The organism is Streptomyces sp. NPDC002156 (assembly GCF_053593675.1).
The window spans coordinates 22,882-48,058 of the sequence record NZ_JBSFDA010000014.1; the positions used below are offsets into that span (position 1 = coordinate 22,882).

Annotated in this window: 22 protein-coding genes; 16 read left to right on the forward strand and 6 right to left on the reverse strand. The window is 70.4% G+C overall.

Translation table 11 applies throughout. The annotated features are described in order from the left end of the window. Positions 1 to 80: 80 nt before the first annotated feature. The 5 genes from ACWCRB_RS09135 to ACWCRB_RS09155 all read left to right on the forward strand — a co-directional run bounded on the left by ACWCRB_RS09135 (position 81) and on the right by ACWCRB_RS09155 (position 6,106). A complete protein-coding gene (locus tag ACWCRB_RS09135) occupies positions 81 to 1,319 on the forward strand; it encodes a CaiB/BaiF CoA transferase family protein (RefSeq protein ID WP_450995420.1) in 1,239 nt (412 codons plus the stop codon). Further along, positions 1,316 to 2,161, forward strand: a complete 846-nt coding sequence (locus tag ACWCRB_RS09140) for a citryl-CoA lyase (protein ID WP_450995421.1) — start codon at positions 1,316 to 1,318, stop codon at positions 2,159 to 2,161. Before ACWCRB_RS09135 ends, ACWCRB_RS09140 begins: the two co-directional genes overlap by 4 nt. 152 nt (positions 2,162 to 2,313) lie before the next feature. Beyond that, a complete protein-coding gene (locus ACWCRB_RS09145; protein WP_450995422.1) occupies positions 2,314 to 4,470 on the forward strand; it encodes an outer membrane protein assembly factor BamB family protein in 2,157 nt (718 codons plus the stop codon). A gap of 14 nt (positions 4,471 to 4,484) precedes the next feature. Continuing rightward, the gene (locus ACWCRB_RS09150; RefSeq protein WP_450995423.1) at positions 4,485 to 5,459 is read left to right on the forward strand and encodes a ThuA domain-containing protein; all 975 of its coding nucleotides are present in this window, start codon (positions 4,485 to 4,487) and stop codon (positions 5,457 to 5,459) included. A 110-nt stretch (positions 5,460 to 5,569) separates the two neighbouring features. Next, positions 5,570 to 6,106, forward strand: coding sequence for a hypothetical protein (locus ACWCRB_RS09155; RefSeq protein ID WP_450995424.1), 537 nt, complete (start codon positions 5,570 to 5,572; stop codon positions 6,104 to 6,106). A gap of 30 nt (positions 6,107 to 6,136) precedes the next feature. Here the strand turns inward: ACWCRB_RS09155 and ACWCRB_RS09160 are convergent, their stop codons facing one another. Together ACWCRB_RS09160 and ACWCRB_RS09165 are read right to left on the reverse strand one after the other, a co-directional pair. Next, positions 6,137 to 6,811: a response regulator gene (locus ACWCRB_RS09160; RefSeq protein ID WP_450995425.1), complete on the reverse strand. Its 675-nt coding sequence runs from the start codon at positions 6,809 to 6,811 to the stop codon at positions 6,137 to 6,139. Next, entirely contained in the window at positions 6,808 to 8,400 is a 1,593-nt protein-coding gene (locus ACWCRB_RS09165) for an ATP-binding protein (RefSeq protein WP_450995485.1), read from the reverse strand. The genes ACWCRB_RS09160 and ACWCRB_RS09165 overlap by 4 nt, the downstream gene beginning before the upstream one ends. 166 nt (positions 8,401 to 8,566) lie before the next feature. Between ACWCRB_RS09165 and ACWCRB_RS09170 the strand changes: the two genes are divergently transcribed. From ACWCRB_RS09170 to ACWCRB_RS09190, 5 genes are read left to right on the forward strand one after another with little or no spacing between them, the layout of a single operon-like run. Then, positions 8,567 to 9,577 carry a Bug family tripartite tricarboxylate transporter substrate binding protein gene (locus ACWCRB_RS09170; RefSeq protein WP_450995426.1) on the forward strand — a complete coding sequence of 337 codons (1,011 nt, stop codon included), beginning with the start codon at positions 8,567 to 8,569 and terminating at the stop codon, positions 9,575 to 9,577. Beyond that, positions 9,574 to 10,107, forward strand: coding sequence for a tripartite tricarboxylate transporter TctB family protein (locus tag ACWCRB_RS09175; protein ID WP_450995427.1), 534 nt, complete (start codon positions 9,574 to 9,576; stop codon positions 10,105 to 10,107). The genes ACWCRB_RS09170 and ACWCRB_RS09175 overlap by 4 nt, the downstream gene beginning before the upstream one ends. Beyond that, positions 10,107 to 11,606, forward strand: a complete 1,500-nt coding sequence (locus ACWCRB_RS09180) for a tripartite tricarboxylate transporter permease (protein WP_450995428.1) — start codon at positions 10,107 to 10,109, stop codon at positions 11,604 to 11,606. Before ACWCRB_RS09175 ends, ACWCRB_RS09180 begins: the two co-directional genes overlap by 1 nt. Positions 11,607 to 11,630: 24 nt before the next feature. Next, positions 11,631 to 12,026 carry a universal stress protein gene (locus tag ACWCRB_RS09185; protein ID WP_389349796.1) on the forward strand — a complete coding sequence of 132 codons (396 nt, stop codon included), beginning with the start codon at positions 11,631 to 11,633 and terminating at the stop codon, positions 12,024 to 12,026. A gap of 2 nt (positions 12,027 to 12,028) precedes the next feature. Further along, positions 12,029 to 13,132 carry a DUF475 domain-containing protein gene (locus ACWCRB_RS09190; protein WP_450995429.1) on the forward strand — a complete coding sequence of 368 codons (1,104 nt, stop codon included), beginning with the start codon at positions 12,029 to 12,031 and terminating at the stop codon, positions 13,130 to 13,132. Here ACWCRB_RS09190 and ACWCRB_RS09195 read toward each other — a convergent pair. Then, on the reverse strand, positions 13,059 to 13,703 hold the full coding sequence (locus ACWCRB_RS09195) for a hypothetical protein (RefSeq protein WP_450995430.1): 645 nt from the start codon (positions 13,701 to 13,703) through the stop codon (positions 13,059 to 13,061). The two genes, ACWCRB_RS09190 and ACWCRB_RS09195, sit on opposite strands and share 74 nt — an antisense overlap. Before the next feature lie 221 nt (positions 13,704 to 13,924). On the opposite strand from ACWCRB_RS09195, the gene ACWCRB_RS09200 reads away from it, so the two are divergent. The 3 genes from ACWCRB_RS09200 to ACWCRB_RS09210 all read left to right on the forward strand — a co-directional run bounded on the left by ACWCRB_RS09200 (position 13,925) and on the right by ACWCRB_RS09210 (position 16,755). Next, positions 13,925 to 15,067 (forward strand): sensor histidine kinase, encoded by a 1,143-nt coding sequence (locus ACWCRB_RS09200; RefSeq protein WP_450995431.1) that lies wholly within the window; start codon positions 13,925 to 13,927, stop codon positions 15,065 to 15,067. Between the two features lies 1 nt (position 15,068). After that, positions 15,069 to 15,722: a response regulator gene (locus tag ACWCRB_RS09205; protein WP_450995432.1), complete on the forward strand. Its 654-nt coding sequence runs from the start codon at positions 15,069 to 15,071 to the stop codon at positions 15,720 to 15,722. A gap of 184 nt (positions 15,723 to 15,906) precedes the next feature. Then, positions 15,907 to 16,755: an SCO2400 family protein gene (locus ACWCRB_RS09210; protein ID WP_450995433.1), complete on the forward strand. Its 849-nt coding sequence runs from the start codon at positions 15,907 to 15,909 to the stop codon at positions 16,753 to 16,755. A 19-nt stretch (positions 16,756 to 16,774) separates the two neighbouring features. On the opposite strand, the gene ACWCRB_RS09215 is transcribed toward ACWCRB_RS09210, so the two are convergent. Continuing rightward, the gene (locus ACWCRB_RS09215; RefSeq protein ID WP_450995434.1) at positions 16,775 to 18,448 is read right to left on the reverse strand and encodes a serine/threonine-protein kinase; all 1,674 of its coding nucleotides are present in this window, start codon (positions 18,446 to 18,448) and stop codon (positions 16,775 to 16,777) included. A 103-nt stretch (positions 18,449 to 18,551) separates the two neighbouring features. Here ACWCRB_RS09215 and ACWCRB_RS09220 point away from each other — a divergent pair, with 103 nt between their 5' ends. Beyond that, entirely contained in the window at positions 18,552 to 19,223 is a 672-nt protein-coding gene (locus ACWCRB_RS09220) for a DNA alkylation repair protein (protein WP_450995435.1), read from the forward strand. An 11-nt stretch (positions 19,224 to 19,234) separates the two neighbouring features. Here ACWCRB_RS09220 and ACWCRB_RS09225 read toward each other — a convergent pair whose 3' ends face one another. Then, positions 19,235 to 19,744, reverse strand: a complete 510-nt coding sequence (locus ACWCRB_RS09225; protein WP_450995436.1) for a DinB family protein — start codon at positions 19,742 to 19,744, stop codon at positions 19,235 to 19,237. A gap of 219 nt (positions 19,745 to 19,963) precedes the next feature. Between ACWCRB_RS09225 and ACWCRB_RS09230 the strand changes: the two genes are divergently transcribed. Beyond that, positions 19,964 to 20,956 carry a phospholipase D-like domain-containing protein gene (locus tag ACWCRB_RS09230; protein ID WP_450995437.1) on the forward strand — a complete coding sequence of 331 codons (993 nt, stop codon included), beginning with the start codon at positions 19,964 to 19,966 and terminating at the stop codon, positions 20,954 to 20,956. 242 nt (positions 20,957 to 21,198) lie between these two features. Then, positions 21,199 to 22,068, forward strand: coding sequence for an AfsR/SARP family transcriptional regulator (locus ACWCRB_RS09235; protein ID WP_450995438.1), 870 nt, complete (start codon positions 21,199 to 21,201; stop codon positions 22,066 to 22,068). A gap of 79 nt (positions 22,069 to 22,147) precedes the next feature. Here the strand turns inward: ACWCRB_RS09235 and ACWCRB_RS09240 are convergent, their stop codons facing one another. After that, positions 22,148 to 25,144 (reverse strand): hypothetical protein, encoded by a 2,997-nt coding sequence (locus tag ACWCRB_RS09240; protein WP_450995439.1) that lies wholly within the window; start codon positions 25,142 to 25,144, stop codon positions 22,148 to 22,150. Positions 25,145 to 25,177 lie beyond the last annotated feature (33 nt).

The following is a 25,177-nucleotide window of genomic DNA, read 5'->3' on the forward strand; positions in this document are numbered from 1 at the left end:
AACGGGGCAACCCGACCGCGCCCGTGAATCCAGCTCACCTGTGAACCCCCCGCACGGACCGCAGAAGAAGGAGCCGGTGCATGGCCGAACGACCGCTCTCAGGAATCCGCGTACTCGATCTCACCAATGTGCTCGCAGGACCGTACTGCAGTTATCACCTCATGCTGCTCGGCGCCGAGGTCGTCAAGGTCGAGCAGCCGGGGAGGGGTGATCTCGCCCGGAGTCTCGGTCCCGACCCGGACCTCAACCGGGCCGGTATCGGTGCCTCCTTCCTCGCCCAGAACGCCGGGAAGAAATCCCTCGCCCTCGATCTCAAGGACCCCGGCGACCGGGCCGACTTCGAGGATCTGGTGCGCGGCGCCGACGTCCTGCTGGAGAACTTCCGGGCCGGGGTGCTCTCCCGGATGGGTTACGGCCCCGCCCGGCTCGGTGAGCTGAACCCACGGCTGGTGAGCTGCTCGATCAGTGGCTTCGGGCAGTCCGGGCCGATGAGCACCGCGCCCGCCTACGACCAGATCATCCAGGGCCTGTCAGGGATGATGAGCATCACCGGAACGACCGACACCGCACCGCTCAGGGTGGGGTTCCCGGTCTGTGACTCGCTCGGCGGGATCGGCTCGGCCCTCGCGATCAGCGCGGCGCTGCTCGGGCGGGAGCGGACCGGACGGGGGGTCCGGCTCGACGTCTCCATGCTGGAGGTCTCACTCTCCGCGATGGGCTGGGCCGTCTCCAACTACCTGGTCAGCGGGGTGGACCCGGAGCCGATGGGCGACCAGAACGCCACCGCCGCGCCCTCGGGCACCTTCGAGACCGCCGACGGCGGGCTGAACATCGCGGCCAACCGGCAGGAGCAGTTCGTCACGCTGTGCCGTCTGGTCGGGCTGCCGGAGCTGGTCGAGGACGTGCGGTTCGCCGAGCGGGAGGCACGCAAGCGGCACCGGGCGGAGTTGAACACCGAGCTGAACGCGGCGCTGCGCCGGCGGACCGCCCTGGAGTGGGAGGAAACGTTGTCGGCGGCCGGTGTCCCGGCGGCCCGGGTGCTGACGGTTCCCGAGGCCGTCGAGCTGGAACAGCTGTCGCACCGCGGCTTCTTCACCGACCTGCCCTACCCGGACGGCTCCGGCCGGACCCTGCGGGTCAGCGGCAACGGCGTACTCGTGGACGGCGTACCCCTTCCGCCGGTCTCGCCGCCGCCCCTGCTCGACCAGCACGGTGAGGAGCGGGGACGGATCGTCGCCCGCTGGCGGTCGTACGGGCGCCGGGCCGCCCAGGCACGGACGGCCGCGCAGACGGGGGCCGACGAGGCGCAGGCCTCATGACGCCCGGACCCCAGAACAGGACTCCGTACGGGCCGCAGGACGGGCTGGTCGCCCAGTGGTGGGCCACCGCCGTCAGCCGGGTCGAACCCGGCGTCATCGAACTGCGCGAGCACCCCGTCCAGAACCTGATCGGCACCGCGACCTTCGTCGAGACCATCTGGCTACTGCTCCGCGGCGAACTCCCCCGCCCCGAACAGGCCGCGCTCCTGGAGGCGGCCCTGGTGGCGGGCGTCGACCACGGTCCGCAGGCGCCCTCCATCGCCGCCGCCAGGATGGCCGCCACCTGCGGTGTCGGGCTGAACAGCGCGATGGCCACCGGGGTCAACATGCTCGGGGACGTGCACGGCGGAGCCGGGCAGCAGTGTGTACGGCTGCTCGGCGAGATCGGCGAACGGCACGTCCACGACGGTGAGTTCGACCGTGCCGTAGCGGAGGTCGTCGGCGAGTGGCGGGCCCGCTCGCCCTATCTGCCGGGCTTCGGTCACCGTTTCCATCCCCGCGACCCACGCCGTGACCCGCTGCTCGCCCTGGTGGACCGGGCCGTGGCGGACGGTGTCGTCGAGGGCGCCCACCTGCGGGCCGCCCGCGCCGTGGAGACGTACCTCAACCGGGGACGCGAGGGAAAGAAGCCCGTGCCCATGAACATCGACGGCGCCACCGCCGTCATCTACGCCGAGCTGGGCTTCGAGGCGCCGCTGGCCCGCGGGCTGTTCGTCCTCAGCCGCAGCGTCGGCATCCTCGCCCACGCCTGGGAGGAGACCGGGCAGGGACGGCGCAACAAGAGCCCCATGCCGCCCGCCATGGTCCCGGTCCACCTGACGGCACCAACTCCCCGCCGATAGCGCCCGGTTGCACCGAGGACCGTACAAAACCCTTGCCGCACGTCTTGTCACCGGCACCTGCCGTCCCTAACGTGACGCCTCATCACACCGACCCGCACACCGGGTCCGGCGAACCATCTGGTGGACCTTGATCGAATCGAGGGAACTCAACGATGGAAAGACGCTCCTTTCTCCTGACAGCCGCGGCGGGCAGCGCGGCCACGGTCGCCTCCGTGACCTCCCCCGCCGAGGCAGACGCCAACGCCTCCGGCCTCGCACTCCCCGTACCGCCGCAGTCCGCCGCACTCGGCACCACGGGCACCGACTGGCCCAAGGTCGGCGGCAACTACGGCAACCAGAACCACTCCACGCTCCGCGGCATCACCCCGAAGAACATCAAGAGACTCGGCAGCGCCTGGCACGTCAACCTGGAGGGCGGCTCAGCCTCCGCGTACCAGCAGTGCACGATCGTCGTACGGGACGGGGTGCTGTACGTCGAGACCACCCAGCAGAACGTCTTCGCCGTCGACGGCCGGACCGGCGAGGTCCTGTGGCGGACCAGCCTCGGTACGGAGACCACCAACATGCGGGGCGTGGCGGTCGCCGAGGGCAAGGTCTTCACCATCTCGGGCGCCAACATCGTCTACGCGCTCGACCAGCACACCGGCGTGGTCGTCTGGCGGAAGCCGCTGATCGTGGACGACAACGGCGGTGACGACGGCTGCGACAACGACAGCGGCCAGTGCGGCGGCAACAGCGGCGGACTCGCGGGTGCGGTAGTCCATTTCGACGGCATGATCTACGTCGGCACCGAGGGCTCCACGGCCGGCGCGCGGGGCCGGGGCTACGCACTCGAAGCCGCGACCGGGAACGTCGTATGGACCTTCTGGGGCCCGCCCGGGCCCGGCGAGTTCGGGCACGACACCTGGGAGGGCGACTCCTGGAAGACCGGCGGCGCGGTCCCCTGGATCCACCCGGCCGTGGACCCCGAACTCGGCCTGGTCTACTGGACGTTCGGCAACCCCTATCCCCGTACGGACGGATCCTCGCGCGGCGGCGACAACCTCTTCGCCAACTCGATCGTCGCCATCGACGCGAAGACCGGGAAGCGGCGCTGGCACTTCCAGTCGGTCCACCACGACATCTGGGACGCCGACAACGTCATGGCCCCGGTCCTCGCCGACCTCCTCATCGACGGCAGGAAACGCAAGGTCGTCGTCTACGGCTCCAAGACCTGCTGGTTCTACATCCTCGACCGGCGCACCGGCAAGGCGATCCATGGCATGGAGGAGCGCCCGGTCCCCCAGCACGCCCTGCAGAAGACCTCACCCACCCAGCCGTTCCCCGGCGGCGAGCCGTTCACCGACCCGTTCCCGCGCCTCGACAAGACGACCAGGCCGGTGCCGTTCTATCCGGCCGGCGGTCTGTACTCGGTGTTCTGGGACCGGGCGACGATCATCTTCCCGGGCGCGGGCGGCGGCGCCGACTGGGGTTTTCCTTCCTTCAGCCCGAAGACCGGATACGTCTACATCGGCTACGGCCTGGTCAACTCCTCCTACTCCAACACCCGTGGCGGCCGGGTCAACACCGCCCGTCCGCTGGGCGAGTTGTTCGGAGGCGGGCTCGTCGCGATGGACCCGCGGACGAACACGGTCGCCTGGCGCAAGGAGGGCGACTGGTCGCTCGCGCACGGCAACGGCATCCTCACGACCGCGGGCCGGGTCCTCTTCCAGGGGCGTCCGGACGGCGTCCTCGAAGCGATGGACGACACCGACGGCGCGACCCTGTGGACCTGGCAGTGCGGCGCCGGCGTCAACACCATCCCCGTCTCGTACGAGATCGACGGCGAGCAGTACGTGGCCGTGCTCGCCGGCGGCAACGGGCTGCCCTTCCCCGACATCCCGCGCGGCGACCACCTGTGGGCCTTCAAGCTCGGCGGCAAGGTCGCGCCCGCCCCCGCGCCCACACCGCCCTCCCGCCGCAACCAGATCCGCGTCGCCGCCGTGACCGGCGTGACAGCGCACAACACCGTCACTCTCGGCCGCATCTGGAACACCGGCACCGGCTCTCCCGGCACCACCGAGAACACCGTCGCCCAGAACGCCATGGCGCCCCAGCACCTCACCGTCCCCGTCGGCACCGAGGTCACCTTCACCAACCCGGCCGACAACAAGCAGGCACACGGAGCGGCGGCGTTCTTCGACGCCGAGTTCGACACCGGTTTGCTGATGCCTGGCCAGTCGTACACGCACACCTTCGCCACGGCCGGCGAGTACTTCTACAACGACCCGGCCTTCCCGCAGTCCACCGGCAAGATCGTCGTCCAGTGAGAGGGCGGACCACCATGACGGCAAGAACCCGTACCCCGCTGTCCATTGCCCTGGCGATCGTTCTCGTCGCCCTGGCCGCCTTCTTCGGCGGCCGATACCAGGCCTCCGCCCAGGCGGGGCACAACGGCGCGCAGGAACTCGGCGACCCCGACTACGGCGTCTGCCGCGGTACCAACGCCCGCTGCTACCACGACTGGGGCAACTTCACCCCGGCCACCGACGGTTACCGGGTCCTCCTCTACACCCGTACGGCGGGACCCCGCCACGCCAACCTGGGCCCGGCCCTCGGCACCGGTCTCAACCCCGCGCTCACCACCGCCAACGTCGTGCAGAACGCGGTCGTCGAGCTGGGCCAGGACAACGGCTTCGGTGTCGACTGGACCGAGGACGTCGCCCAACTCGCCTCCTCCGGACAGCTGTTCAGGTACAACGCGGTCGTCTTCTACTCCACCAGCCGTGACACCCTCGACGACGCCGCGCAGACCGCCCTGCGCCAGTACGTCCGGGGCGGCGGAGGCTTTGTCGGCATCCACAACGCCTTCGGCACCGAGTACAACTGGCCCTGGTACGAAGGCCTGTTGGGCGGCGCCAACTTCTACGACCACGGTCCGACGCAGCCCGGCACGGTCGTCGTCCAGGACCGGCACGACTCCTCCACCGAGGGGCTCCCGGCCCGCTGGACCTTCACCGACGAGTGGTACAACCTCGTCCCGGCACCCTCGCGGGTCCGGGTCCTCGCCACCGTCGACGAATCCACCCTGGCCAGGGGCGTCACCGGGAACCTGGGCCATCCCGGGCACGGCCGGGCCCACCCGGTGGCCTGGTGCCAGTACTACGACGGCGGCCGCGCCTGGCTCACCACCCTCGGCCACGACGCCCGGGACTTCGCCACGGACGGCTCGTTCCCCGGAGCCGAGGAGTACCAGCGGCTCGTCCTCGGCGGCATCGAGTCCGCGATGGGCAAAAAGCCTTTCTGCAAGGGCCGTTGAGCCGGACACCCGACAGGGTGCCGCATCGGGATTCGCCGGACCCCCGTCCGCCCGGCGACTACCGTACAGACATGCAGCGCTACCCGCTGCGACGTACGAGGAGGAGTCCGATGTCATCGCCCTGTGACCCGAAGTACGCTCCTGCCGGAGATGTGGGCGCGGCCCTCATGGCCATCGATTCCCAGCTCAAGGCCATCTACGACGGCAGGACCGGCAGCAACTCCGAACAGCGGAAGCTGGTGGACCAGTACATCGCGTCCATGGGCCCCGCGGGGGTCGACGCACTGGTGGACGGCGCGTGCACGCTCATCTACATGTTCATGGAGTGGCTGAGGAGGATGTGCGAGGAGCACGACAAGGACCTCATCGAGTACACAGTGCCCAGCCTCGTGGCCGCGATGCGGATGATGCCCAGGACCTTCCGTCCCGAGGTCATCCCCACGATGGCCGGTCTGATCGTGGCCGCCGGCACCGGTCTGAGCCCCAGTCTGTGGCGTGCGCAGTACGGAGACTGGACCGACGCCGAACTGAATCCCCTGGAGGGCACGGTGGTCCTGCTCGCAGAGAAGATCAACCGGATCGCGGACGACCAGGACTTCGCCACCCGTCTGATCACCGAGGCTCTCTCCAGGACGGACCGGAGCTGACGGCGATGCCGGACCGACGAGCGGGCTGCGTCAGGCGTCCCAGTGGTAGCGCCGCTCGGGGCGCCCCGTCTGCCCGTACCGAAGTGTCACCACCGCCTGACCCGTGACGCTGAGGTACTCGAGGTAGCGGCGCGCGCTGACGCGTGAGATGCCGACCCGCGTCGCACACTCGGCGGCCGACAGGGTTCCGTCGGCCGCGCGCAGTGCGCGCTGGACGAGTTCGGCGGTCTCCACGCTCATGCCCTTCGGCAGGGTGGGCGTCACCGTCGGCGCCGCCACCCGTCCCAGCGCGCGGTCCACGTCGGCCTGTCCGCTGACCGTGGCGGCGTGCAGATTGCCGCGCCGGGCGCTGTAGCGCTCCAGCCGGTGCTTGAGGTCCTCGGCGTCGAAGGGTTTCAGCAGGTAGTCGACCACTCCCTGGCGTACGGCGCCCCGGACGGCCTCCGCCTCGCGGGCGGCGCTGATCACCAGCACGTCGCAGTCCTGGGCCGCCGTCCGCAGCCTCGGGATGACATCCAGGCCGAACATGTCGGGCAGATACAGGTCGAGCAGCACCAGGTCGGGCTGCAGCTCGGCGGCGGCGGTGAGCGCCTGTTCCCCGCAGTTCGCCGATCCGACCACGCGGAAGCCGTCGACACCGTCGACGAACCCCCGGTGGATCCGCGCCACCATGAAGTCGTCCTCGACCACCAGGACGTCGATCATCGGACCTCCTCCGTCTCCCGATCGGTGAGCTGACCCACGGACATCCGGGCCGTGAAGACTGCACCGGGATGGGTGTTCGCCACCGACACCTCGCCCCCTCTGCGGGTGCATACCAGCCGGGTGAGCGCCAGACCGATCCCCCGGTCGCCGCCCTGCGCGGCCTTGGTGGTGAAGCCCCGGGAGAACACCTCCTGCGCCAGCTCAGGGGCCACGCCCGGGCCCGAGTCGCGCACCACTATCTCCACGCTCGACGCGTCCTGGCGCAGTTCGACCTCCACCCAGGCCTCGTCCGCGTGGTCCGGGGCCGCGGCGGCGTCGAGGGCGTTGTCGACGAGGTTGCCGACCACCGTCGCCACGTCCGCGGAGTCCGTCGGCTCCAGCCGGTCCAGGGCCGTGAGTTCCGAGATGCGCAGCTGGACCCGGCGCTCCGCCGCGAGCGCGGACTTCGCCGTGAGCAGCGCGGCGACGGCATGGTCACGGACCCGGCTGGTGAGGGTCAGGTCGAGCGACTCGCGGTGCTTGCGCAGGGCGCGGACATACCGTACGACCTCGTCGTGCTCGCCGATCTGGATCAGCCCGGAGATGGTGTGCAGCTGGTTGGAGAACTCGTGGGCCTGGGCGCGCAACAGTTCGGTGCTGCTGCGGAAGGAGCCCAACTCCCGTTCCAGCTGGGCCAGTTCGGTACGGTCGCGCAGGGTCGTCACCGAGCCGAGCCGACGGCCGTCCTTGGTGACGTCCATCCGGTTCATCACCAGTACCCGGCCCCGGCGTACGACCACCTCGTCGCGCCGCTCGCTGCCGTGCTCGGCGCCCTGCTCGCCGCCGGTCCCGGCCAGGACGTCGTACAGCCTGCCCTCGATGCCGAGGTCGGCCAGGCTCATCCCGACGCAGTCCTCGGGCAGGTCGAGCAGTTTGCGGCCGACCTCGTTGACCAGGGTGAGCCGCAGGTGCGGGTCGAGCGAGATCACGCCCTCGGCGATCCCGAACAGCATGGCCTCCCGGTGCTCGGCGAGGCCCGCGATCTCGCGGGGTTCGAGGCCGAAGGTCTGGCGCTTGATCCGCCGGGCCAGCAGCCAGGACCCGGCGACCCCCAGCACGCTCGCGATGCCGAGATAGGCGAGCAGATACGACGAGGCTCCGCTCAGCCGCTGCCAGACCGTCGGTGAGACGCGTCCGATCATGACCGTGCCGAGATGCTCGCCGACGTGATCCAGGTCCTCGCCGAGCACCGGGACCTGGGCGACCAGCTCGCGGACCCCGTCCACCGGCAGCTCCCCGGACCAGCCGCGCGCCTGCGCGACGCTGGGCCCGTCGACCGGGAGCCGGGTCCCGACCAGGGTGGGGTTGGTGGAGGCGACGATCCTGCCGTGTTCGTCGGCGACCGTGACGGACGTGACGTTCGACCGGACCAGGGTGGTCTGCAGCAGCGGCGCGAGGGTCTCGCCGGGAGCGGGACGGACGAGCTGGGTACGCAACAGTGGGTTTCCGGCCATCTCCTCGGCGAGGGCGCTCACCCGGCGGCCCTCGACCCGGTCGAAGGTCGCCCGCGACTGCGCCAGCGACACCGCGGCGACCGCGAAAAGCACCATCACCACGCCCGTGAGCTGCAATACCAGCAGCTCACCGGCGAGCGTGTGACGGCGTGACACAACGACCACTATGAACTCAACCTTCAATGGTCACACAAGGCAGACGGGGTGTCCCCCGAGCCGCACAATCATGGCGCCGGACTCGCCCAAGCGAAAGAGATGAGCCATGAGAACTCGCAGAGCCGCACTTCTCTCAGCTCTTGCCACTGTGTCGATACTCGCCGTGAGCGCCTGCGGTGCCACCGCGGAGAAGGAGGACTCCGGGAGCGGAAGCACGGGCGGCAAGCCCGTCACCGGTCTGCGGATCATGGTCCCCAACACCCCGGGCAGCGGGTACGACGTCACTGCCAGGACCGTCGCCCAGGTGATGCAGGACTCCAAGGTGGCGTCCGGGGCCCAGGTGTACAACCTGCCCGGGGCCGGCGGCACCGTGGGCCTCCAGCGGCTGGTGAACGAGAAGGGCAACGGCAAGCTCGCCATGCAGATGGGGCTGGGGGTCGTCGGCTCCTCGTACACCTCGAAGTCGGCGGCGACGCTCACCGACACCACGCCCCTCGCCAAGCTGATCGAGGAGGCCGGTGCGATCGTCGTGTCGAAGGACTCCCCCTACAAGACGATCGACGACCTGGTCACCGCGTGGAAGAAGGATCCGAAGAAGGTCGCGGTGGGCGGCGGCTCGTCACCGGGCGGTCCGGACCACCTCCTGCCGATGCAGCTGGCGAAGGCGGTCGGCATCGAGCCCAAGGACGTCAACTACATCTCGTACGACGGCGGCGGTGAGCTGCTGCCCGCCATCCTCGGCAACAAGATCGCCTTCGGGGCCAGTGGGTTCGGTGAGTTCCTCGACCAGATCGAGGCCGGGCAGGTGCGGGTCCTGGCGGTGACCAGTGAGAAGCCGATCGACGCCGTCAAGGACGCCCCAACCCTCAAGGACTCGGGGATCGACCTGGTCTTCACCAACTGGCGCGGGATCGTCGCCCCTCCCGGGATCACCGACGAGCAGACGAAGACCTGGATCGACTCCCTGACCACGATGCACGACTCGGCGCAGTGGAAGTCCGAGCTGACCAAGCGCGGCTGGACCGACGCGTTCGTCACCGGTGACGACTTCGGCTCCTTCCTCACGGAGCAGGACAAGTCCGTCGCCGACCTGCTGACCGAGCTCGGTCTGGCATGAGTTCCCAGGTCGACGAACGGAGCGTCGAGGACGCCCGTCCGCCGCAGGGCAAGGACCGCGCGCAGTACGGCATGTGCGCGTTCCTCGTCCTGGTGGGCATCGCGGTGATCGTGGACGGCCTCGGCATCCCGCACATCACCAGCAGCACCGACCCGGTGGGCCCGCGCGCGGTCCCCGTCATCCTGGGCGTACTGCTCCTGCTGGTCGCGGTGGCGTACGCGGTCGACGTGGCCCGGGGCGGCCACGGTGAGCCGGAGGCCGGCGAGGACGTCGACCTGTCGCAGGGCACGGACTGGCGCACGGTACTGCTGCTGATCGGCGCGTTCGTGGTGAACGCGGTGCTGATCGAACGGCTCGGCTGGGTGATCAGCGGCGCGCTGCTGTTCTGGGGAACGGCGTTCGCCCTCGGCAACCGGCACTACGTACGCAATCTGCTGATCGCGGTGACGATGTCGCTCACCACGTTCTACGCCTTCGCGATCGGGCTCGGTGTGAACCTCCCGGCCGGTGTGCTGCAAGGAATCCTCTGATGGACAACCTGAACAACCTGATGCAGGGCTTCGAGGACGTCATCGCCCCGATGAACCTGCTGCTGGCGCTGATCGGCGTCCTGGTCGGCACCGCGGTGGGGGTGCTGCCGGGCATCGGTCCGGCGATGACCGTGGCCCTGCTGCTGCCGATCACCTACGGCTTGGAGCCGGTGCAGGCGTTCATCATGTTCGCCGGGATCTTCTACGGCGGGATGTACGGCGGCTCGACGACCTCGATCCTGCTGAACACCCCCGGCGAGTCGTCCTCGGTGGTGACGGCCATCGAGGGCAACAGGATGGCCAAGGCGGGCAAAGCGGCGCAGGCCCTCGCCACCGCCGCCATCGGCTCATTCGTGGCGGGCACGATCGGCACCCTGCTGCTGGTGCTCGTCACCCCGGTCGTGGTGGACTTCGCGGTCAGTCTGGGCTCGCCGGACTACTTCGCCCTGATGCTGCTGTCCTTCATCGCGGTCACGTCCGTGCTGGGCGCGTCCCGCATCCGGGGCCTGATCTCGCTGCTGCTGGGTCTGACGATCGGCCTGGTCGGCATGGACAACGTGTCCGGGCAGCAGCGGCTCACCCTGGGCGCGCCGCAGCTGGCGGACGGGATCGACGTGGTGGTGGTCGCCGTCGGTATCTTCGCCGTCGGCGAGGCACTGTGGGTGGCCGCGCATCTGCGGCGCAAGCCCGTCGAGATCATCCCGGTCGGCAGGCCGTGGATGGGCAAGCAGGACTGGAAACGGTCCTGGAAGCCGTGGCTGCGCGGTACGGCGTTCGGCTTCCCGTTCGGCGCGCTCCCGGCCGGCGGCGCCGAGATCCCGACCTTCCTGTCGTACGCGACGGAGAAACGGCTGACCAAGCACCCGGAGGAGTTCGGCAAGGGCGCCATCGAGGGCGTGGCCGGTCCCGAGGCGGCGAACAACGCCTCGGCGGCGGGCACGCTGGTCCCGATGCTGGCCATCGGCCTCCCGACGAACGCGACCGCCGCGGTCATGCTGGCCGCGTTCCAGTCGTACGGCATCCAGCCAGGACCGCTGCTGTTCGAGCGGGAGGCGAGCCTGGTCTGGGTGCTGATCGCCAGCCTGTTCGTCGGCAATCTGATGCTGCTCCTGCTGAATCTGCCGCTCGCCCCGGCCTGGGCGAAGCTGCTGCAGATACCTCGCCCCTATCTCTACGCGGGGATCCTGTTCTTCGCGTCGATGGGCGCGTACGCCGTCAACGCCCAGCCCCTGGACCTGTTCCTGCTGCTGACGCTGGGGCTCCTCGGCTTCGCGATGCGGCGGTTCGGGCTGCCGGTGCTGCCGCTGATCATCGGCGTCATCCTCGGCCCACGGGCCGAACTGCAAGGGCGGCGCTCACTGCAGCTGTCGGGCGGCGAACTGTCGGGCCTGGTGGGCGGACCGGTGTCCTACGCGGTGTACGCGGTGATCGTGCTGGTGCTGGTCTGGCCGCTGGTGCGGCGGATTGCCGTACGTCGGCTGCCTGAGCGAACTGCCTGAGAGTGCCTGAGAGGAAGAGCAGACATGACCGTACTGGTCGGATACGTACCCTCACCCGAGGGTGAGGCCGCGCTACGGGCGGGGATCGACGAGGCCCGGCTGCGCGGCGAGAAGCTGCTGGTGGTGAACACCTCGCGCGGGGACGCCTATGTGGACCCGCGGTTCGCGCAGGAGCCGGATCTGGCGCATGTCCGGGAGGATCTCGCCGCGCTGGGCATCGAGTTCGACATCCGCCAGGTGCTGGGCGGGGGCGATGCCGCCGAGGAGATCATCGAGCTGGCGGAGAAGCTGGACGTGTCCCTCGTGGTGATCGGCCTGCGGCGCCGGAGCGCGGTCGGCAAGCTGATCACGGGCTCGGCCGCACAGCAGATCCTGCTGGGCACCGACTGCCCGGTCCTCGCCGTGAAGGCGGCGGTGTAGCCATGGTGTGGAGAACATTCGGGTGGTCGTTCGCCGTCACGGTGGCCGGCCTGGTCTTCGCCGCGTGGCAGTGGGGCTGGGAGGCGTTCGGGATCGTCCTGATCCTGTCGGTCCTGGAGATCTCGCTGTCCTTCGACAACGCGGTGGTCAACGCCGGAATCCTCAAGAAGATGAACGCCTTCTGGCAGAGGCTCTTCCTCACGGTCGGCATTCTGATCGCGGTGTTCGGTATGCGGCTGGTGTTCCCGGTCGTGATCGTCGCCATCAGCGCGAAGGTCGGTCCCGTCGAGGCGGTCGAACTCGCCATCGACAATCCCGGGCGGTACGAGGATCTCGTCACCGACGCCCACCCGGCGATCGCCGCCTTCGGTGGCATGTTCCTGCTGATGATCTTCCTCGACTTCATCTTCGAGGACCGCGACATCAAGTGGCTCGGGTGGCTGGAGCGCCCGCTGGCCAGGCTGGGCAAGGTCGACATGCTGTCGGTGTGCGTCGCGCTGATCGTGTTGCTGGTCTCGGCGACGACCGTCGCCACCCATGCGCACATCAGCTCGGGCCATGCGGACAAGTCGGCCACGGTACTGCTCTCCGGAGTCGCCGGGCTGATCACGTACATGGTCGTCGGCGGTCTCTCCGGATACTTCGAGGACAGACTCGAGGACGACGAGGAACACGAACACGAGGAAGAGGAGAAGGCCAGGGCCGAGGGCAAGCCGGTCTCGGTGGCCGCCCTAGCCGGCAAGGCCGCCTTCTTCCTCTTCCTCTACCTCGAAGTCCTCGACGCGTCCTTCTCCTTCGACGGTGTGATCGGCGCCTTCGCCATCACCAACCACATCTTCTGGATGGCGCTCGGTCTGGGCATCGGCGCGATGTACGTCCGTTCCCTCACCGTCTACCTGGTCCGCCAGGGCACCCTCGACGACTACGTCTACCTGGAGCACGGCGCCCACTACGCGATCGGCGCCCTCGCCGGCATCCTCCTCGTCACCATCCAGTACGAGATCAGCGAGATCATCACCGGCCTGGTCGGCGTCATCCTGATCGCGGCCTCGTTCCTGTCGTCGGTACGCCGTAACCGGGCTCTTGCGACGGCGGAGGGGAACTGAGCGCGACCGAGAGCCGGATCAGGATCGCGCCGACCAGGATGTGCAGCGAACTCGTGAGCAGGGACTCCGGAAGTGAGGTCAGGAACGCGAACAGGGGCAGGACGACGGCGTACCCCCACGACGGGATCCTCGGGAACACCCGCGCACGGAGCATGGCCGCCCCGAACAGGGCGCAGCCCACGGCGAAGACGGCCGCGGAGCCGATGAGCACGGGGACGGTGGGGCCGGTCAGGGTCTCGTCCAGAACCTCCTCGTCGAAGTAGAAGAGCACCAGGTTCCCGGCGAACGCGGCCCCGCCGAAAAGGCCGAGGCCGACGAGGTTCACGGTGTGGGCGATGTCCCCGAAGCGACCGGCGGCCGGGCTCTGCCGCCGGTGCAGCGCGGTGAGCAGCGGCAGGGCGAACGCCGGGGACAGGGCGAGCGGGACGCTGGTCGCGGAGGTCTCCCCGGTGAAGATCTCGACCAGCGCGGGCAGGGCGATCAGCAGACCGGCCAGCACTCCGCAGAGGGCGCCGGCACGGGTTGTGGTCGAATCGGCTGTCGTCGAAGTGGTGGGCAGGGGCGAGGACATGGGACCGCTCCGGTTGCTCGGACAGTGGGTCAGGGCGGCAACCGTAGGGAGCGGGCGACCTGCGGCGGGAGGTGCGGGACGGCGACATCGGGAGCCGGAGGTCACCATCTCCCGGGCGGTGTACGGCCGTTCGGCATGTGCCGATCGGCCAGGGTTCGTTCACCGGGGTCCCTCGGGGGCCGCCCGCGCCTTAGCCTGGCGGCAGCGGGTGAGGGGGTGTCATGGCGGCGTATGTGCCCGTGCGGTGGGTGGCGCCGCTGCTGTACGGCGCGGTGCTCGTCGGCGGTCTGTACTACGCGGCGGCCGGTCTGGGCGAGGGCCCGGGGCCGTCCGTGTGGCGGACGGCTGGGTTCGTGGCCGCGATCGGGGCGCTCTTCGCCCTGGAGGCGGCGGTACGGCGTCGGCCCGCGTCCCGGGTGCCGGCGCTGCTGGCGCGGTGCGGTCTGATCGTCGCGGTGGTGCTCCTCGACGCCTCGGGGCTGTCCCAAGTCCTGTTCGTGCTGCTGCCGTTCACCGCCTACTTCGCCTTCGGCCGCACGACCGCGCTCGCCCTGGGCGCCCTGTGCCTCGCCGGGCTGCTCGCCTCGTATCTGCTCACCGCGCCCGGCTGGTACCGCGACCTTGAACACGTCTCCGATCTGCTGATGCTCACCGTCGGCCTGGTGCTGGCGCTCTCCATGGCCGCCGTGGCCGTCGGCGAGCAGCGGGCGCGGCTCGAACTCCAGGAGTACGCCGCCCGGGTCGCCGCGCTGTCCGCCGCCGCCGAGCGCAACCGGCTGGCCCGGGACATCCACGACAGCCTGGGTCACCATCTCACCGCGATGTCCGTGCAGTTGGAGATGGCCTCGGAGTTTCGCGCCCTGGACCCCGAAGCGGCCCAGCGGGCGCTGAACGAGGCGCGGCAGTCGGTGCGGCTCGCGCTGGGCGACGTACGGCAGTCGGTGCACGCGCTGCGCGACGAGGCGGTGCGGCCCGCGCTGTCGGAGGCGCTGGCCGGCCTGGCGCGCGACAGCGGGGCGCCGCCGCAGGTCACCGTCGAGGTGAGCGGCGACGAGGACGGCTACGGCACGGCCGAGCTGACCGCCCTGTACCGGGCCGCGCAGGAGGGTGTGACCAACGCGCGCCGCCATGCGCTGGCCTCGCGGGTGACGGTGGTGGTCCGGCTGGCCGGGGACGCCGCGCGACTGGTGGTGACGGACGACGGCCGGGGCTTCGCACCGGCCACGGCCGCCGGCGGGTTCGGGCTGGTCGGGATGCGGGAACGGGTGCAACTGGTGGCCGGGAGGGTGCAGATCGACAGCGGTCCGGGCGCCGGTACCCGGCTGACGGTGACGGTTCCGCGCGGGCGGACGGGGGTGGCGTGACATGGACCAGGAGCCGACGCCGGTGCGGGTGCTGGTGGTCGACGACCAGCGGCTCATCCGGGACGGTATCGCCTCCCTGCTGTCCATCCGGCCGGGCATCGAAATCGTCGGTACGGCGGTCGACGGCCGGGACGCCGTCGCGAAGGTCCTCGAACTGGGACCGGACGTCGTCCTCATGGACGTACGGATGCCGGAGATGGACGGCGTCGAGGCGGTGGCCGTCCTGCGCGGCCGGGCCCCGGAGTGCCGCGTGGTGATGCTGACGACGTTCGACGACGAGGAGTACGTCGTCCAGGCACTGCGCGCCGGAGCCCACGGCTATCTGCTCAAGGACCTGCCCGCCGAGGAACTCGCCCACGCGGTTCGCCTGGCACACGCGGGCGTCACCCAGCTCGACTCCTCCGTCGCCCGCCACCTCACCGCCGCCCTGCCGTCCCCCTCCCCCGCCGGCGCACCTCCCGCCGTGTCGCTGAGCCCGCGCGAGACGGACATCCTGCGGCTCCTGGCCCACGGCCACACCAACCGCGAGATCGCCGCCCGTCTGTACGTCAGCGAGGGCACGGTCAAGAACCATGTGTCCCGCATCCTCACCCGCCTCGCCCTGCGCGACCGCACCCAGGCGGCACTCCGGGCGCGGGACCTCGGCCTGTTGTGAAGCCCGTACGGGCCAAATGCCGTGCAACCCACGGAAACGGCACGCGGATGTGTCGTACGGCGGCCGGGCCCCGGACGCATCTGCGCAGGAGCGTCACACAGGCTGCACACACCCCCTGGAAAGCCTCGCTACCTTTGCTCGCGACTCGCTCCCCCGTGCGAAAGTGAACACAGGAAGACCCCAGATGGACTACTGCTCCACGTGTCGTCGGCATCTCAACGGCGCCCTCGTATGCCCCGGGTGCGGCGCCTACGCCCCGGACATCGCTCCCCTCGCCGTCGGAACACGGGCCCCGTACGCCACGACGGGTGGGGCAGAGCGGCAGGCCGCCGCCGCCCCGTGGAACGAGGTGGATTCCGGCGCCGAGGCCCCCGGCCGGGCGCCGCAGGAGCAGCCGTACGACGACGGGGACGTCCCGGCCCCCGCGCCTGTGGGCCGGGCGGCACGGCGTCGTCAGCGGGAACGCTGGAAGAAGACGCAGCGCAGGGCCCTGGTCGCCACCGCGGTCGCCCTGGTCGGCGGAGGCATGACCGTCTCCTCGATGAACCGCCAGTCCACGGAGCGGACGCAGACGGCCACCGCACCGGACCGGGAGGTCATGGGGATCGCGGAGGAGGAGGCCACGGACTCCGTTCCGGTCCCGTCGACGCCGACCGACACCACCCACCGGGCCGAGCGCACCTCGCCGCTCACCCCCGGCTCCGCCACGGCGAACACGCCGCACGAACAGTCCGCGGTCACGCCCCGGGCCACGCCGACGGTCCCGACGGCGGTGCAGCAGGACAGCGTCAAGGTTCCGTTGACGGCGGCGACGACCTCGGCCGTGTCGCAGACGGCCTCCGCGGTGTCCGGTGCCACGGACACCGTCACGGAGACGACGGCCTCGCCCACCCCCTCGGCGACCGACAGCACCAGTACGTCGGACACGGACACCTCGTCGGCGACTCCCTCGCCGTCCGAGTCGTCCTCCTCGTCGTCGGACTCGTCCTCGCCGTCAGAGATCTGCCTGCTCGGGCTGGTCTGCATCAGCTGATCCCCCGGCGAGGAGTCGGTCAGTCCTTGGCGGGTGACACGTCGGTCACCCTGCCCTGGGTGTCCGCCTCCAGGAAGCCGGCCCCGTACGCGTCCGAGAGGTAGACGGCTATCTCGGCCGGGGTGTCGCGCGAGGCGTCGGGCAGCCTCAGCGACAGGTAGCGGTATTCCGGATCGTCGACGTTCAGCTTCTTGTCCGCCTCCGCGAGGAGGGCGGGAAGCCTGTCCCAGTTGAAGATGTCGAGATCGACCGGTTGTTCGCTGGTGGACAGGGTGCCCGCGGATGTGCCCTTCTCCACGCCTTCGCCGGGATGGTAGGAGTACTCGTCGTACTTGGTGTCGCTGCCGTTGACCATCATGCTGGCCGTCACGGAGTCCGGGTACGCGAGGAAGGAACCGAACCTGTTCCGCCCGCTCTTCTCCTTCAGCGCCTTGATGGCGGAGCGGATGCCGTCCGGGGTGAGCAGCGAGGCGCTCTCGGTACCCCCGGACTGCTCGGCATCCGGGGCAGCGATGGTCTGTGACGCGCTCGACCCTGGGGACGATGTGGACGTCGGGGCGCCCGATGCCGCGTCACCCGAGTCGCCGCCGAGGGGCAGCAGCCACCACAGCAGGACAGCGGTGAGAGTGGTTCCCGAAACACCCAACAGGGCTATCAGGCCAGGTGCACGCCTGCGTGCCGGCGGTGCGGGTGCGGGCGCCGGCACGCCCGTGGTCCTCCCGGGCCCGGGGACGACCGGCGGCGGCCCGAACCCGGCGGTGGTCCGCGGGGCCGAGGCAGGGGACGGCGGGGTCAGGGGGTAGGAGGTGGGTTCGTTGTGCCAGGAGGCCGTGGAGGTGGCCGGGGGCGCCGATTCGATCGCGGCCAGCTGTCGGTCCAGCAGCGCGGTGGACGGCCGTGCCGCGGGGTCCCGTACGAGTACGCCCATCAGCACCGGGCCCAGGGCACCGGCCCGCACCGGCGGTGGCACCTCGTCGTGGAGGACCGCGGCGAGGGTGGCCAGGGTGCTGGCGCGGCGCAGCGGGTGGTGGCCCTCCACGGCGGTGTACAGCATCATCGCCAGCGACCACAGGTCGGAGGCGGCGCCGCCCTCGTGGCCCGAGATGCGCTCCGGGGCCATGAAGTCGGGCGTACCGATGATGGAGCCCGTGGCGGTGAGGCCGGTCGCCTCACGGATCGCGGCGATGCCGAAGTCGGTGAGCACCGGCCGCCCGTCGGGCCGCAGGAGGACGTTGGCGGGCTTGACGTCCCGGTGCTGGATACCGGCGTCGTGCGCCGCGGTCAGCGCGGCGAGTACTCCCCGGCCGGTCCGTGCCGCCTCGTCCGTCGGCATCGGTCCCTTGGCCAGCCGGTCGGCCAGCGAGCCGCCGCTGACCAGCTCCATGACGAGCCACGGGTAGGTGCCCTCGCCGCCGTCGACGATGTGGTGGATGGTGACGACGTTCGGATGGTCGATCCGGGCCAGGGCCCTGGCCTCGCGCAGCACCCGCTCCCGCAACATCCGCGCGCCCTCGGGGTCGTACTCGGCGAGGTCCCGGTCTGGCGGGCGGACCTCCTTGACCGCCACCAGCCGGTGCAGCACCACGTCCCTGGCCCGCCAGACGGTACCCATCCCGCCTCCGCCGAGACGGGCCTCCAACTCGAAGCGCCCGTCGACGATCCGCCGTCCGGAGCCTCTGTCTGCCTCACTCATGGACGGGAGCCTAGACGCCACCACCGACAACGCTCACCGCACCCCGTACCGGTACCGGCTGCCGTCGTACGCTGACTCCCGCACGGGACGGAAGGAGGCTCAGATGGCCGAGACGGCGTTGGCCGAGGTGATGGCCGAACTGGCCTCGCTGGAGGACCCCAGAGCACGCGCGGTGAACGAGAAGCACGGTGACGATCACGGGGTGAACCTCAGCAAGCTGCGCGCGGTCGCGAAGCGGCTGAAGACGCAGCAGGAACTCTCGCGGGAACTCTGGGAGACGGGTGACACCGCGGCGCGACTGCTGGCGCTCCTGATCTGCCGCCCGAAGGCGTTCGAGCGGGACGAGCTGGACGCCATGCTGCATGACGCGCGCACCCCCAAGGTGCACGACTGGCTCGTGAACTACGTGGTGAAGAAGAGCCCGTACGCCGAAGAGCTGCGCGTGAGCTGGTTCGCCGATCCGGATCCCGTGGTCGCGAGTGCCGGCTGGGCGCTGACCACCGAACGTGTCGCGAAGAAGCCCGAGGGCCTCGACCTGGCGGGGCTGCTCGCTGTGATCGAGGTGGAGATGAAGGACGCCCCCGAGCGGCTGCAGTGGGCGATGAACCACTGCCTGGCCCAGATCGGGATCGAGCACGCCGAACTCCGCGCCCGTGCCCTCGACATCGGTGAGCGCCTGGAGGTACTCAAGGACTACCCGACCTCTCCGGGCTGCACGTCTCCGTTCGCGCCCACCTGGATCGCCGAGATGGTGCGGCGGCAGCAGGTCAAGTAGACGGGGCCGGTTCAGGCGCCCACCGTGCCGTCGACGCCCTCGCGCAGGAAGTCCGCGTGCCCGTTGTGGCGGCCGTACTCCAGGAGCACATGGACCATCACCATCCGCAGCGACACCTCCTCCTCCCATCTCGGCTGATACCCGGCCAGGTCAAGGGAGTCGGCCTCCCGTTCGATACGGCGCGAGTTCTCCACCTCGGCCTCCCAGGCCGTGAACGCCTCCTCCCTCGTCGAGGCGCTCGCGTCGTACGCCGCCTGGAAGTCGATCCGGTCGGACCAGACCATGGGCGCGTCATTGTCCTCGAACACCCGGCGGAACCAGGCACGTTCCACCTCCGCCATGTGCCGCACCAGGCCGAGCAGCGACAGGGTGGACGGGGGCATCGAGCGCTGTCTCAACTCCTCGTCGGTGAGCCCCTCGCACTTCATGGCGAGGGTCGCCCGGTGGTAGTCGAGAAAGGCCCGCAGCATGTCACGCTCGCTGCCGAAACTGGGCGGTCCTGTGCGGGTGTCGCTGGTCACCGGTCGGGCTCCTCGTCCGTGCCTGTAGGAAGATTTTGCGAGTGTACGGGGATCACATGAATCACGTCCCACCTGCGTGAAGTCCGTATTGTCCGTCGGTGCGGCCCGCCGGAAACTCCGCGTTCATCCAGTTCCTCTTCCTCGACGATCTACGCGCGTGGTGACATGCACGCGCCCACCATCCCCCCAGGTGGGTGTCAACCGGACCAGGAGTCACGCATGTTGTGGAAGACCCTCGGCCGCGCGGGCGTCGCGCTGGCGGCCGGTGCCGCCGTGTTCGCCACCGCCGTCCCCGCGAACGCCGCGAGCTACTCGGCGTTCGCGTTCTCGCGCAGCGACAGCCAGCCCACCATCTACGACTTCATCAACTCGGCTTCCTCTTCCCTCGACATGACCATGTACGAGCTGGAGGACACCACGGCCGTCGACGACCTCATCGCCCTGGAGAACAAGGGCGTCGCGGTACGGGTCGTCCTGGACGGCGCGCACCAGTCCGCCAACCAGTCGGCGTACAACGCCCTGACGAGCGCGGGCGTGGGCGTGGTCTGGTCGGCGTCCACCTTCGTCTACACCCACCAGAAGACCATCACGGTGGACGGCGCCAAGTCGCTGATCCTCACCGGCAATCTCACCTCGCAGTACTACCAGACCGGCCGCGACTACGGCGTGTTCGACGACGACAGCCGCGATGTCGCCGCGATCGAGAAGGTCTTCGCCGCCGACTACGCCCACACCACGATCGCCCCGACCGACGGGGACCATCTGCTCTGGTCCCCCACCGACTCCCGCAACCGCCTGCTGTCCCTGGTCAACGGCGCCACGACGACGCTCGACATCGAGGAACTGGAGTTCAGCGACAGCGCGGTGGTCAACGCGGTCGTGGCCAGAGCGAAGGCGGGCGTCGCCGTACGGGTCGTCCTGGAGAGCCCTGGCAGCTACTCCAGCCAGGTGGCCGCCGTCGAGGCGGCCGGCTGCACCGTCGTCGGATACTCCGACCCCGACGGCTTCTACATCCACGCCAAGGCGATGGTCGCCGACTACGGCCTGTCCACCCAGGCGGTGGAGGCGGGTTCCATGAACATCAGCAGCAACTCACTCGCCAGCAACCGGGAGTTGGGCATCATCCTCACGGGCACCGGGGTGGCACAGGCCGTGGCCACCACCATCGAGAACACCTTCGACAGCGACTATGCGGGCGGCACTGCCGCCTGACCCGTCGTCAGACAGGCGGCACAGTCCGGATTCACGGGCGAAGTCCCAGGTCGCGCCGCTGGTGATCCTGGTCCGCTGAGCGGAACAGGGCGCGACAGGGGACTTTCCGCATGCCACGCTGTCGACCGGAAATTGGACATCGTCGAGGAGATGCAGACCCCTCTCCTTACTCCCTTCCCGAACCACATATGTCAATCGCGGGGGCGAACGTGACATCGGAGACAGGTGTACTGGAATTACGTGTGCTCGGACCGTTGGAGACCGTCGTCGACGGCAGGTCCGTGGATCTTGGTGGTCCCCAACTACGGTGCGTTCTCGCCCGGTTGGCGGTCGTGCCCGGTCGGACCGTGAGTGTGGGGGCGCTGGCGGCGGAGTTGTGGGGTGCGTTTCCGCCCGCGGACGCGCACCGGACCGTACGCACCTACGTGTCGAGGCTGCGCACCGCTCTGCGCTGCGCGGCCGGTGCGGAGGGGCTGCTGGTCACCCGGCCGCCGGGCTATCAGCTGCGGGTGGACCCGACGGTGGTCGACGCCGTGCGGTTCGAACGGCTTGCGGCGTCGGGCCGGCAGGCGCTGGCGGCGCAGCAGCCGCAGCTCGCCGTTCAGCGGCTGACGACCGCGCTCGGCCTGTGGCGTGGCGATGCCTTCGCCGAGTTCGACCGCCATCCGGCGATCGCGGCTGAGGCGACCCGGCTGGAGCGGTCCCGGATGTCGGCGATCGAGGCACGGATCGAGGCCGCGCTGGTCATGGGCCTCGACGCCCAAGTGGCCGTCGAACTCGAAGGGTTGGTCCGGGCCCATCCCACCCGGGAGGTGCTGTGGGGGCAGTTGATGACCGCGCTGTACCGCTCGGGCAGGCAGGCCGAGGCGTTGTCCGCGTTCCAGCTCGCGCGTGCCGTACTGATCGAGGATCACGGGGTCGAACCGTCGCCGGGGCTTGTCGAGATCCATCGGCAGATCCTTCGGCACGACACCGCGCTGGGCCGTGCCGGGCGGCCGTCGGGCGGCGGGAGGCCGACCTCCGTCGCCGTCGTCCGGAGCAGTGACCAAGGCGTCGGTGCGGGCGCGCCGGACCACGGCTCGCCCTTCGTGCCGTCGGGTGCGGCTGTCTGACGTCACGTCAGGGTCGCGCGGAGGGACGCCCCCGGTCGGCGGTTCCTGGCCTCGTCGCCAGGAACCGCCGACCGGTTTCTCACTTGCCGGTCGCCGCGTTGCGGGCGGCTTCGATCGCGCCGTACAGGGCGTCGGACCGCCCGGCGACACGTAGCGGTATGTGTGCGGGCGTCGAGTCGTGCGGCACCGCGATGCCCTGGTCGTCGTAGTGGACCTGGTCGGGACCGATCCGGGCGACATGGGGCCGGCTGCCGCTCACGAACGCCCGTGTGCCGGGGCCCGGGACGTCGATGCGGATCACACTGCCGTCCTTGAAGGCCCAGGTGAGCGTCACGGCGCCGGTGACGTCCGTACGAGGGGCGTGCGGTTGCCGGGCACCTTGCCGCAGCTCGATCCTGGGCGGCTTCCCGATGCCGGCGACGATCTCGCCGTACGCCCGGTTGGCCAGACCGCCCGGCAGGACGGTGGCGGCGGTCGGCAGGTCGGTAGTGCGGCCCACCACGGTGGCGTGGAGGCCGTCCTTGCCGAGCAGGCGGCGCCGTGCTCGTGCGAGCGACTCGAGGTCGAAGAGCAGGGTTTCCTCGCCCGGTGCGTGACGTGCCGCCCGCTGCTCCTGCCGGATCAGTCCGTCGCGGACCGCGTCGCGCTGTGCGAGGGCATTCACGTCGCCCTTGACGACGCGTGCCTGGAGGTCGCGCAGCTCGGCGAGTTCCCGGACGTAACGGTCGATCACCTCCTGCTGGGCGGTGGTCGGGAACGGCACCGGCGTCATCTGCAGTTCCAGCCTCCGTACCTGGTTCGTGACGCCGTGGATCCTCCGCTCGACCCAGCCGATGGCCTCGCGCACCTCCGCGTCCATCGCGGGCTCCGTCCACTGCTTCCGGTGGCCGGACAGACCGACCGTGAGGCGTTCGTCGTACGAGGTGAGGCGCTCGGCCAGGGCTTTGGCTCGCCCGAGCAGTACTTCCTTGCGCCCGCCGTCGGCGAATCGTTCGAAGCCGGCGCCGGCCTTCTTGGTGCGCTCCACCAACTGCTGGATGACCGCCCGCAGTCGTGCCTCGGCGGCGGCGGTCGCCGGTGACAGCCGGGACATGGCTCCGAGCGAGCCGAATCCCGGCCGTGCGGCCCCGGAGCGGGGCGTTGCCGGTGCGGGGAGCGCCCGTGTGTCGGGCCGGACGAGGGCGCTCCTTGACGTGGGCGTCGCGGCGGTACCGGCGGCGGTGTCCGCGGTGGACAGCGGCCAGTGGCCGGTCTGCTCGACGACCCCGTTGGCCTTGCGGTACCGGGTGAGGCCGGTGGCGTCGAGGCTGAACACCTCGTCGGGGAAGTCCGGGTGCCAGATGGCCACCCGGCCGGGACCGGCCTCGGCGAAGCGGGTCCCGGGCAGGAATCCCCAGCCGCGCCCCTGGCGCACGGTGCCCGCCGACAACAGCTCGCCGGCTTTCGCCGACAGCCGGGTTCCACGCGGGAGGAGTGCCCGAGGAGCGCCGGGGACCACTCCGCCGATCGAGGTGAACAGCGCGAACAGCTCCCACCCGTGTCCCCTAGGGGCGGGGGTGTCGGCGAGCGGCGTGCCCGCGTGGGACCGCGCCCGCTGCCGGTGCTCCTCCCCGTCCAGTTTCACCACGTCATGGATCTGCAGCGCAAGGACGACCGCGCGCGCCGCGTAGCCCACCGCCGCCAGCGGTCCCCCGGCGAAGCTGAGGACGAGCAGCAGCAGGTCGACCGCCGCCCGTACGGGGTTTCGCGGCACGGCCCGCCGGTCCCGGACGACCAGCGCCTGTACGGAGTTCGCGGGCAGCCCCAGCTGGTCCAGTGCCTCGTCGATGATGTGGTCGAGGCCGAAGACCTCTTCGCGGTCCTCCCCCAGCGTGGTCCGCACGCCCTCGATGTTGCCGAGCTGTGCCTGGGCGTTCTGTCGCAACAGGTCGCCGAGGAGGTCCGGCACCCGGACTCCCAGCGCGCCCCGCAGCGCCACCGGGTCGCGCAGGATCGGATAGTCGACAAGCAGCTTCAGCACGGCGTCCACGGACGGCGCGGGCGGGCGGCGTATCGCCGCGAGTTCACCGGCGAGCGTCGCGAGCACCCGGGGCTCCCGGTAGCGGTGGAGTTCCGCCCGGAGCACCCGCTCGCTCTCCTTCATGGTGGCGAGCGCGATGCCGACCGCACGTTCCCGCACGACCTCGCGCAGCGCGCGGACGGCGTCGTCGAAGGCGTCGAGGCCGGCGAAGTCCGCCGTACGCAGGGCGCGCAGCATGTCGTCCTTCGCGTCCTGCTTCCTCGTCGTGTCGAAACCTTCCCTGGAGGAGCGGTCGTTCGGGAGGCCTTCGTAGAACTTGATGGTCGCGTACAGCTTCTCCAGGCCGCTGAGCCGCCCGACGGCCCGCGCCTCCCGGGCCGGGCTGACCCGCCTGTGCGCCGCGTCGATCGCCGCGTCCCGCGCCGCTGCGTCGCGTACGGCCCGGGCTCGCTCGTCGCTCTGCAGGAAGTCGTCGAGCCGGGCGCCGGCCCGGTCCCAGTCCCCGGGCGGGGCTTCGGGGCCGCTCTGCTGTTCCAGCAGGGTCCAGTCCAGCTCGGAGAGCTGCTGGAGTCGGCCGTACACCCGCGTCAGTACGGCGAGTTGGTGCAGTCGCAGCGGGGCGAAGTCCGGCAGCCGATGACGCGGGTGGAGCCGCAGATAGTGGTCCCGCAGGCCGAAGTACCGGCGCATCTCGGGTGAATGCCGGATCTCCTCGACGTCCGGGTTCCCGCGCAGCTCGTCCTCGGTCTCGAAGGCAGCGGGGCCGGGGTTCTGGGCGCCTGCCACCTGTGGGTGCAGCGTGACGGCCACGGGGCGGCCGTTGTCGTCGTAGCCGGGTACGGCGTACTGGCCGCCGGGCCGGTCGAACGGCTCCCGGGCGGGCCGCCGAGCGGGGCCGACGGGCACGGCCACCTCCTCGGGGACCGCCGTGCGGACACCTCGCGCGACACCGGCCAGCACCGTCGTGACGAGCTGCCGTCCTGTCTGCCGGGACATGCCGTCGGACAGGGCGTGGGCCCCGTCGACGACGTCGGGGAGGTGGTACTGCCGCTTCATCGCGCTCTCCTTCTCCGCTTTGCTGTCCACCGG

Excerpts from the sequence above, each read along its gene's own strand:
- ACWCRB_RS09135 (WP_450995420.1), top strand. The coding sequence starts at position 81 with ATGGCCGAACGACCGCTCTCAGGAATCCGCGTACTCGATCTCACCAAT.
- ACWCRB_RS09140 (WP_450995421.1), top strand. The coding sequence starts at position 1,316 with ATGACGCCCGGACCCCAGAACAGGACTCCGTACGGGCCGCAGGACGGG.
- ACWCRB_RS09145 (WP_450995422.1), top strand. The coding sequence starts at position 2,314 with ATGGAAAGACGCTCCTTTCTCCTGACAGCCGCGGCGGGCAGCGCGGCC.
- ACWCRB_RS09150 (WP_450995423.1), top strand. The coding sequence starts at position 4,485 with ATGACGGCAAGAACCCGTACCCCGCTGTCCATTGCCCTGGCGATCGTT.
- ACWCRB_RS09155 (WP_450995424.1), top strand. The coding sequence starts at position 5,570 with ATGTCATCGCCCTGTGACCCGAAGTACGCTCCTGCCGGAGATGTGGGC.
- ACWCRB_RS09160 (WP_450995425.1), bottom strand. The coding sequence starts at position 6,811 with ATGATCGACGTCCTGGTGGTCGAGGACGACTTCATGGTGGCGCGGATC.
- ACWCRB_RS09165 (WP_450995485.1), bottom strand. The coding sequence starts at position 8,400 with ATGGTGCTTTTCGCGGTCGCCGCGGTGTCGCTGGCGCAGTCGCGGGCG.
- ACWCRB_RS09170 (WP_450995426.1), top strand. The coding sequence starts at position 8,567 with ATGAGAACTCGCAGAGCCGCACTTCTCTCAGCTCTTGCCACTGTGTCG.
- ACWCRB_RS09175 (WP_450995427.1), top strand. The coding sequence starts at position 9,574 with ATGAGTTCCCAGGTCGACGAACGGAGCGTCGAGGACGCCCGTCCGCCG.
- ACWCRB_RS09180 (WP_450995428.1), top strand. The coding sequence starts at position 10,107 with ATGGACAACCTGAACAACCTGATGCAGGGCTTCGAGGACGTCATCGCC.
- ACWCRB_RS09185 (WP_389349796.1), top strand. The coding sequence starts at position 11,631 with ATGACCGTACTGGTCGGATACGTACCCTCACCCGAGGGTGAGGCCGCG.
- ACWCRB_RS09190 (WP_450995429.1), top strand. The coding sequence starts at position 12,029 with ATGGTGTGGAGAACATTCGGGTGGTCGTTCGCCGTCACGGTGGCCGGC.
- ACWCRB_RS09195 (WP_450995430.1), bottom strand. The coding sequence starts at position 13,703 with ATGTCCTCGCCCCTGCCCACCACTTCGACGACAGCCGATTCGACCACA.
- ACWCRB_RS09200 (WP_450995431.1), top strand. The coding sequence starts at position 13,925 with ATGGCGGCGTATGTGCCCGTGCGGTGGGTGGCGCCGCTGCTGTACGGC.
- ACWCRB_RS09205 (WP_450995432.1), top strand. The coding sequence starts at position 15,069 with ATGGACCAGGAGCCGACGCCGGTGCGGGTGCTGGTGGTCGACGACCAG.
- ACWCRB_RS09210 (WP_450995433.1), top strand. The coding sequence starts at position 15,907 with ATGGACTACTGCTCCACGTGTCGTCGGCATCTCAACGGCGCCCTCGTA.
- ACWCRB_RS09215 (WP_450995434.1), bottom strand. The coding sequence starts at position 18,448 with ATGAGTGAGGCAGACAGAGGCTCCGGACGGCGGATCGTCGACGGGCGC.
- ACWCRB_RS09220 (WP_450995435.1), top strand. The coding sequence starts at position 18,552 with ATGGCCGAGACGGCGTTGGCCGAGGTGATGGCCGAACTGGCCTCGCTG.
- ACWCRB_RS09230 (WP_450995437.1), top strand. The coding sequence starts at position 19,964 with ATGTTGTGGAAGACCCTCGGCCGCGCGGGCGTCGCGCTGGCGGCCGGT.
- ACWCRB_RS09240 (WP_450995439.1), bottom strand. The coding sequence starts at position 25,144 with ATGAAGCGGCAGTACCACCTCCCCGACGTCGTCGACGGGGCCCACGCC.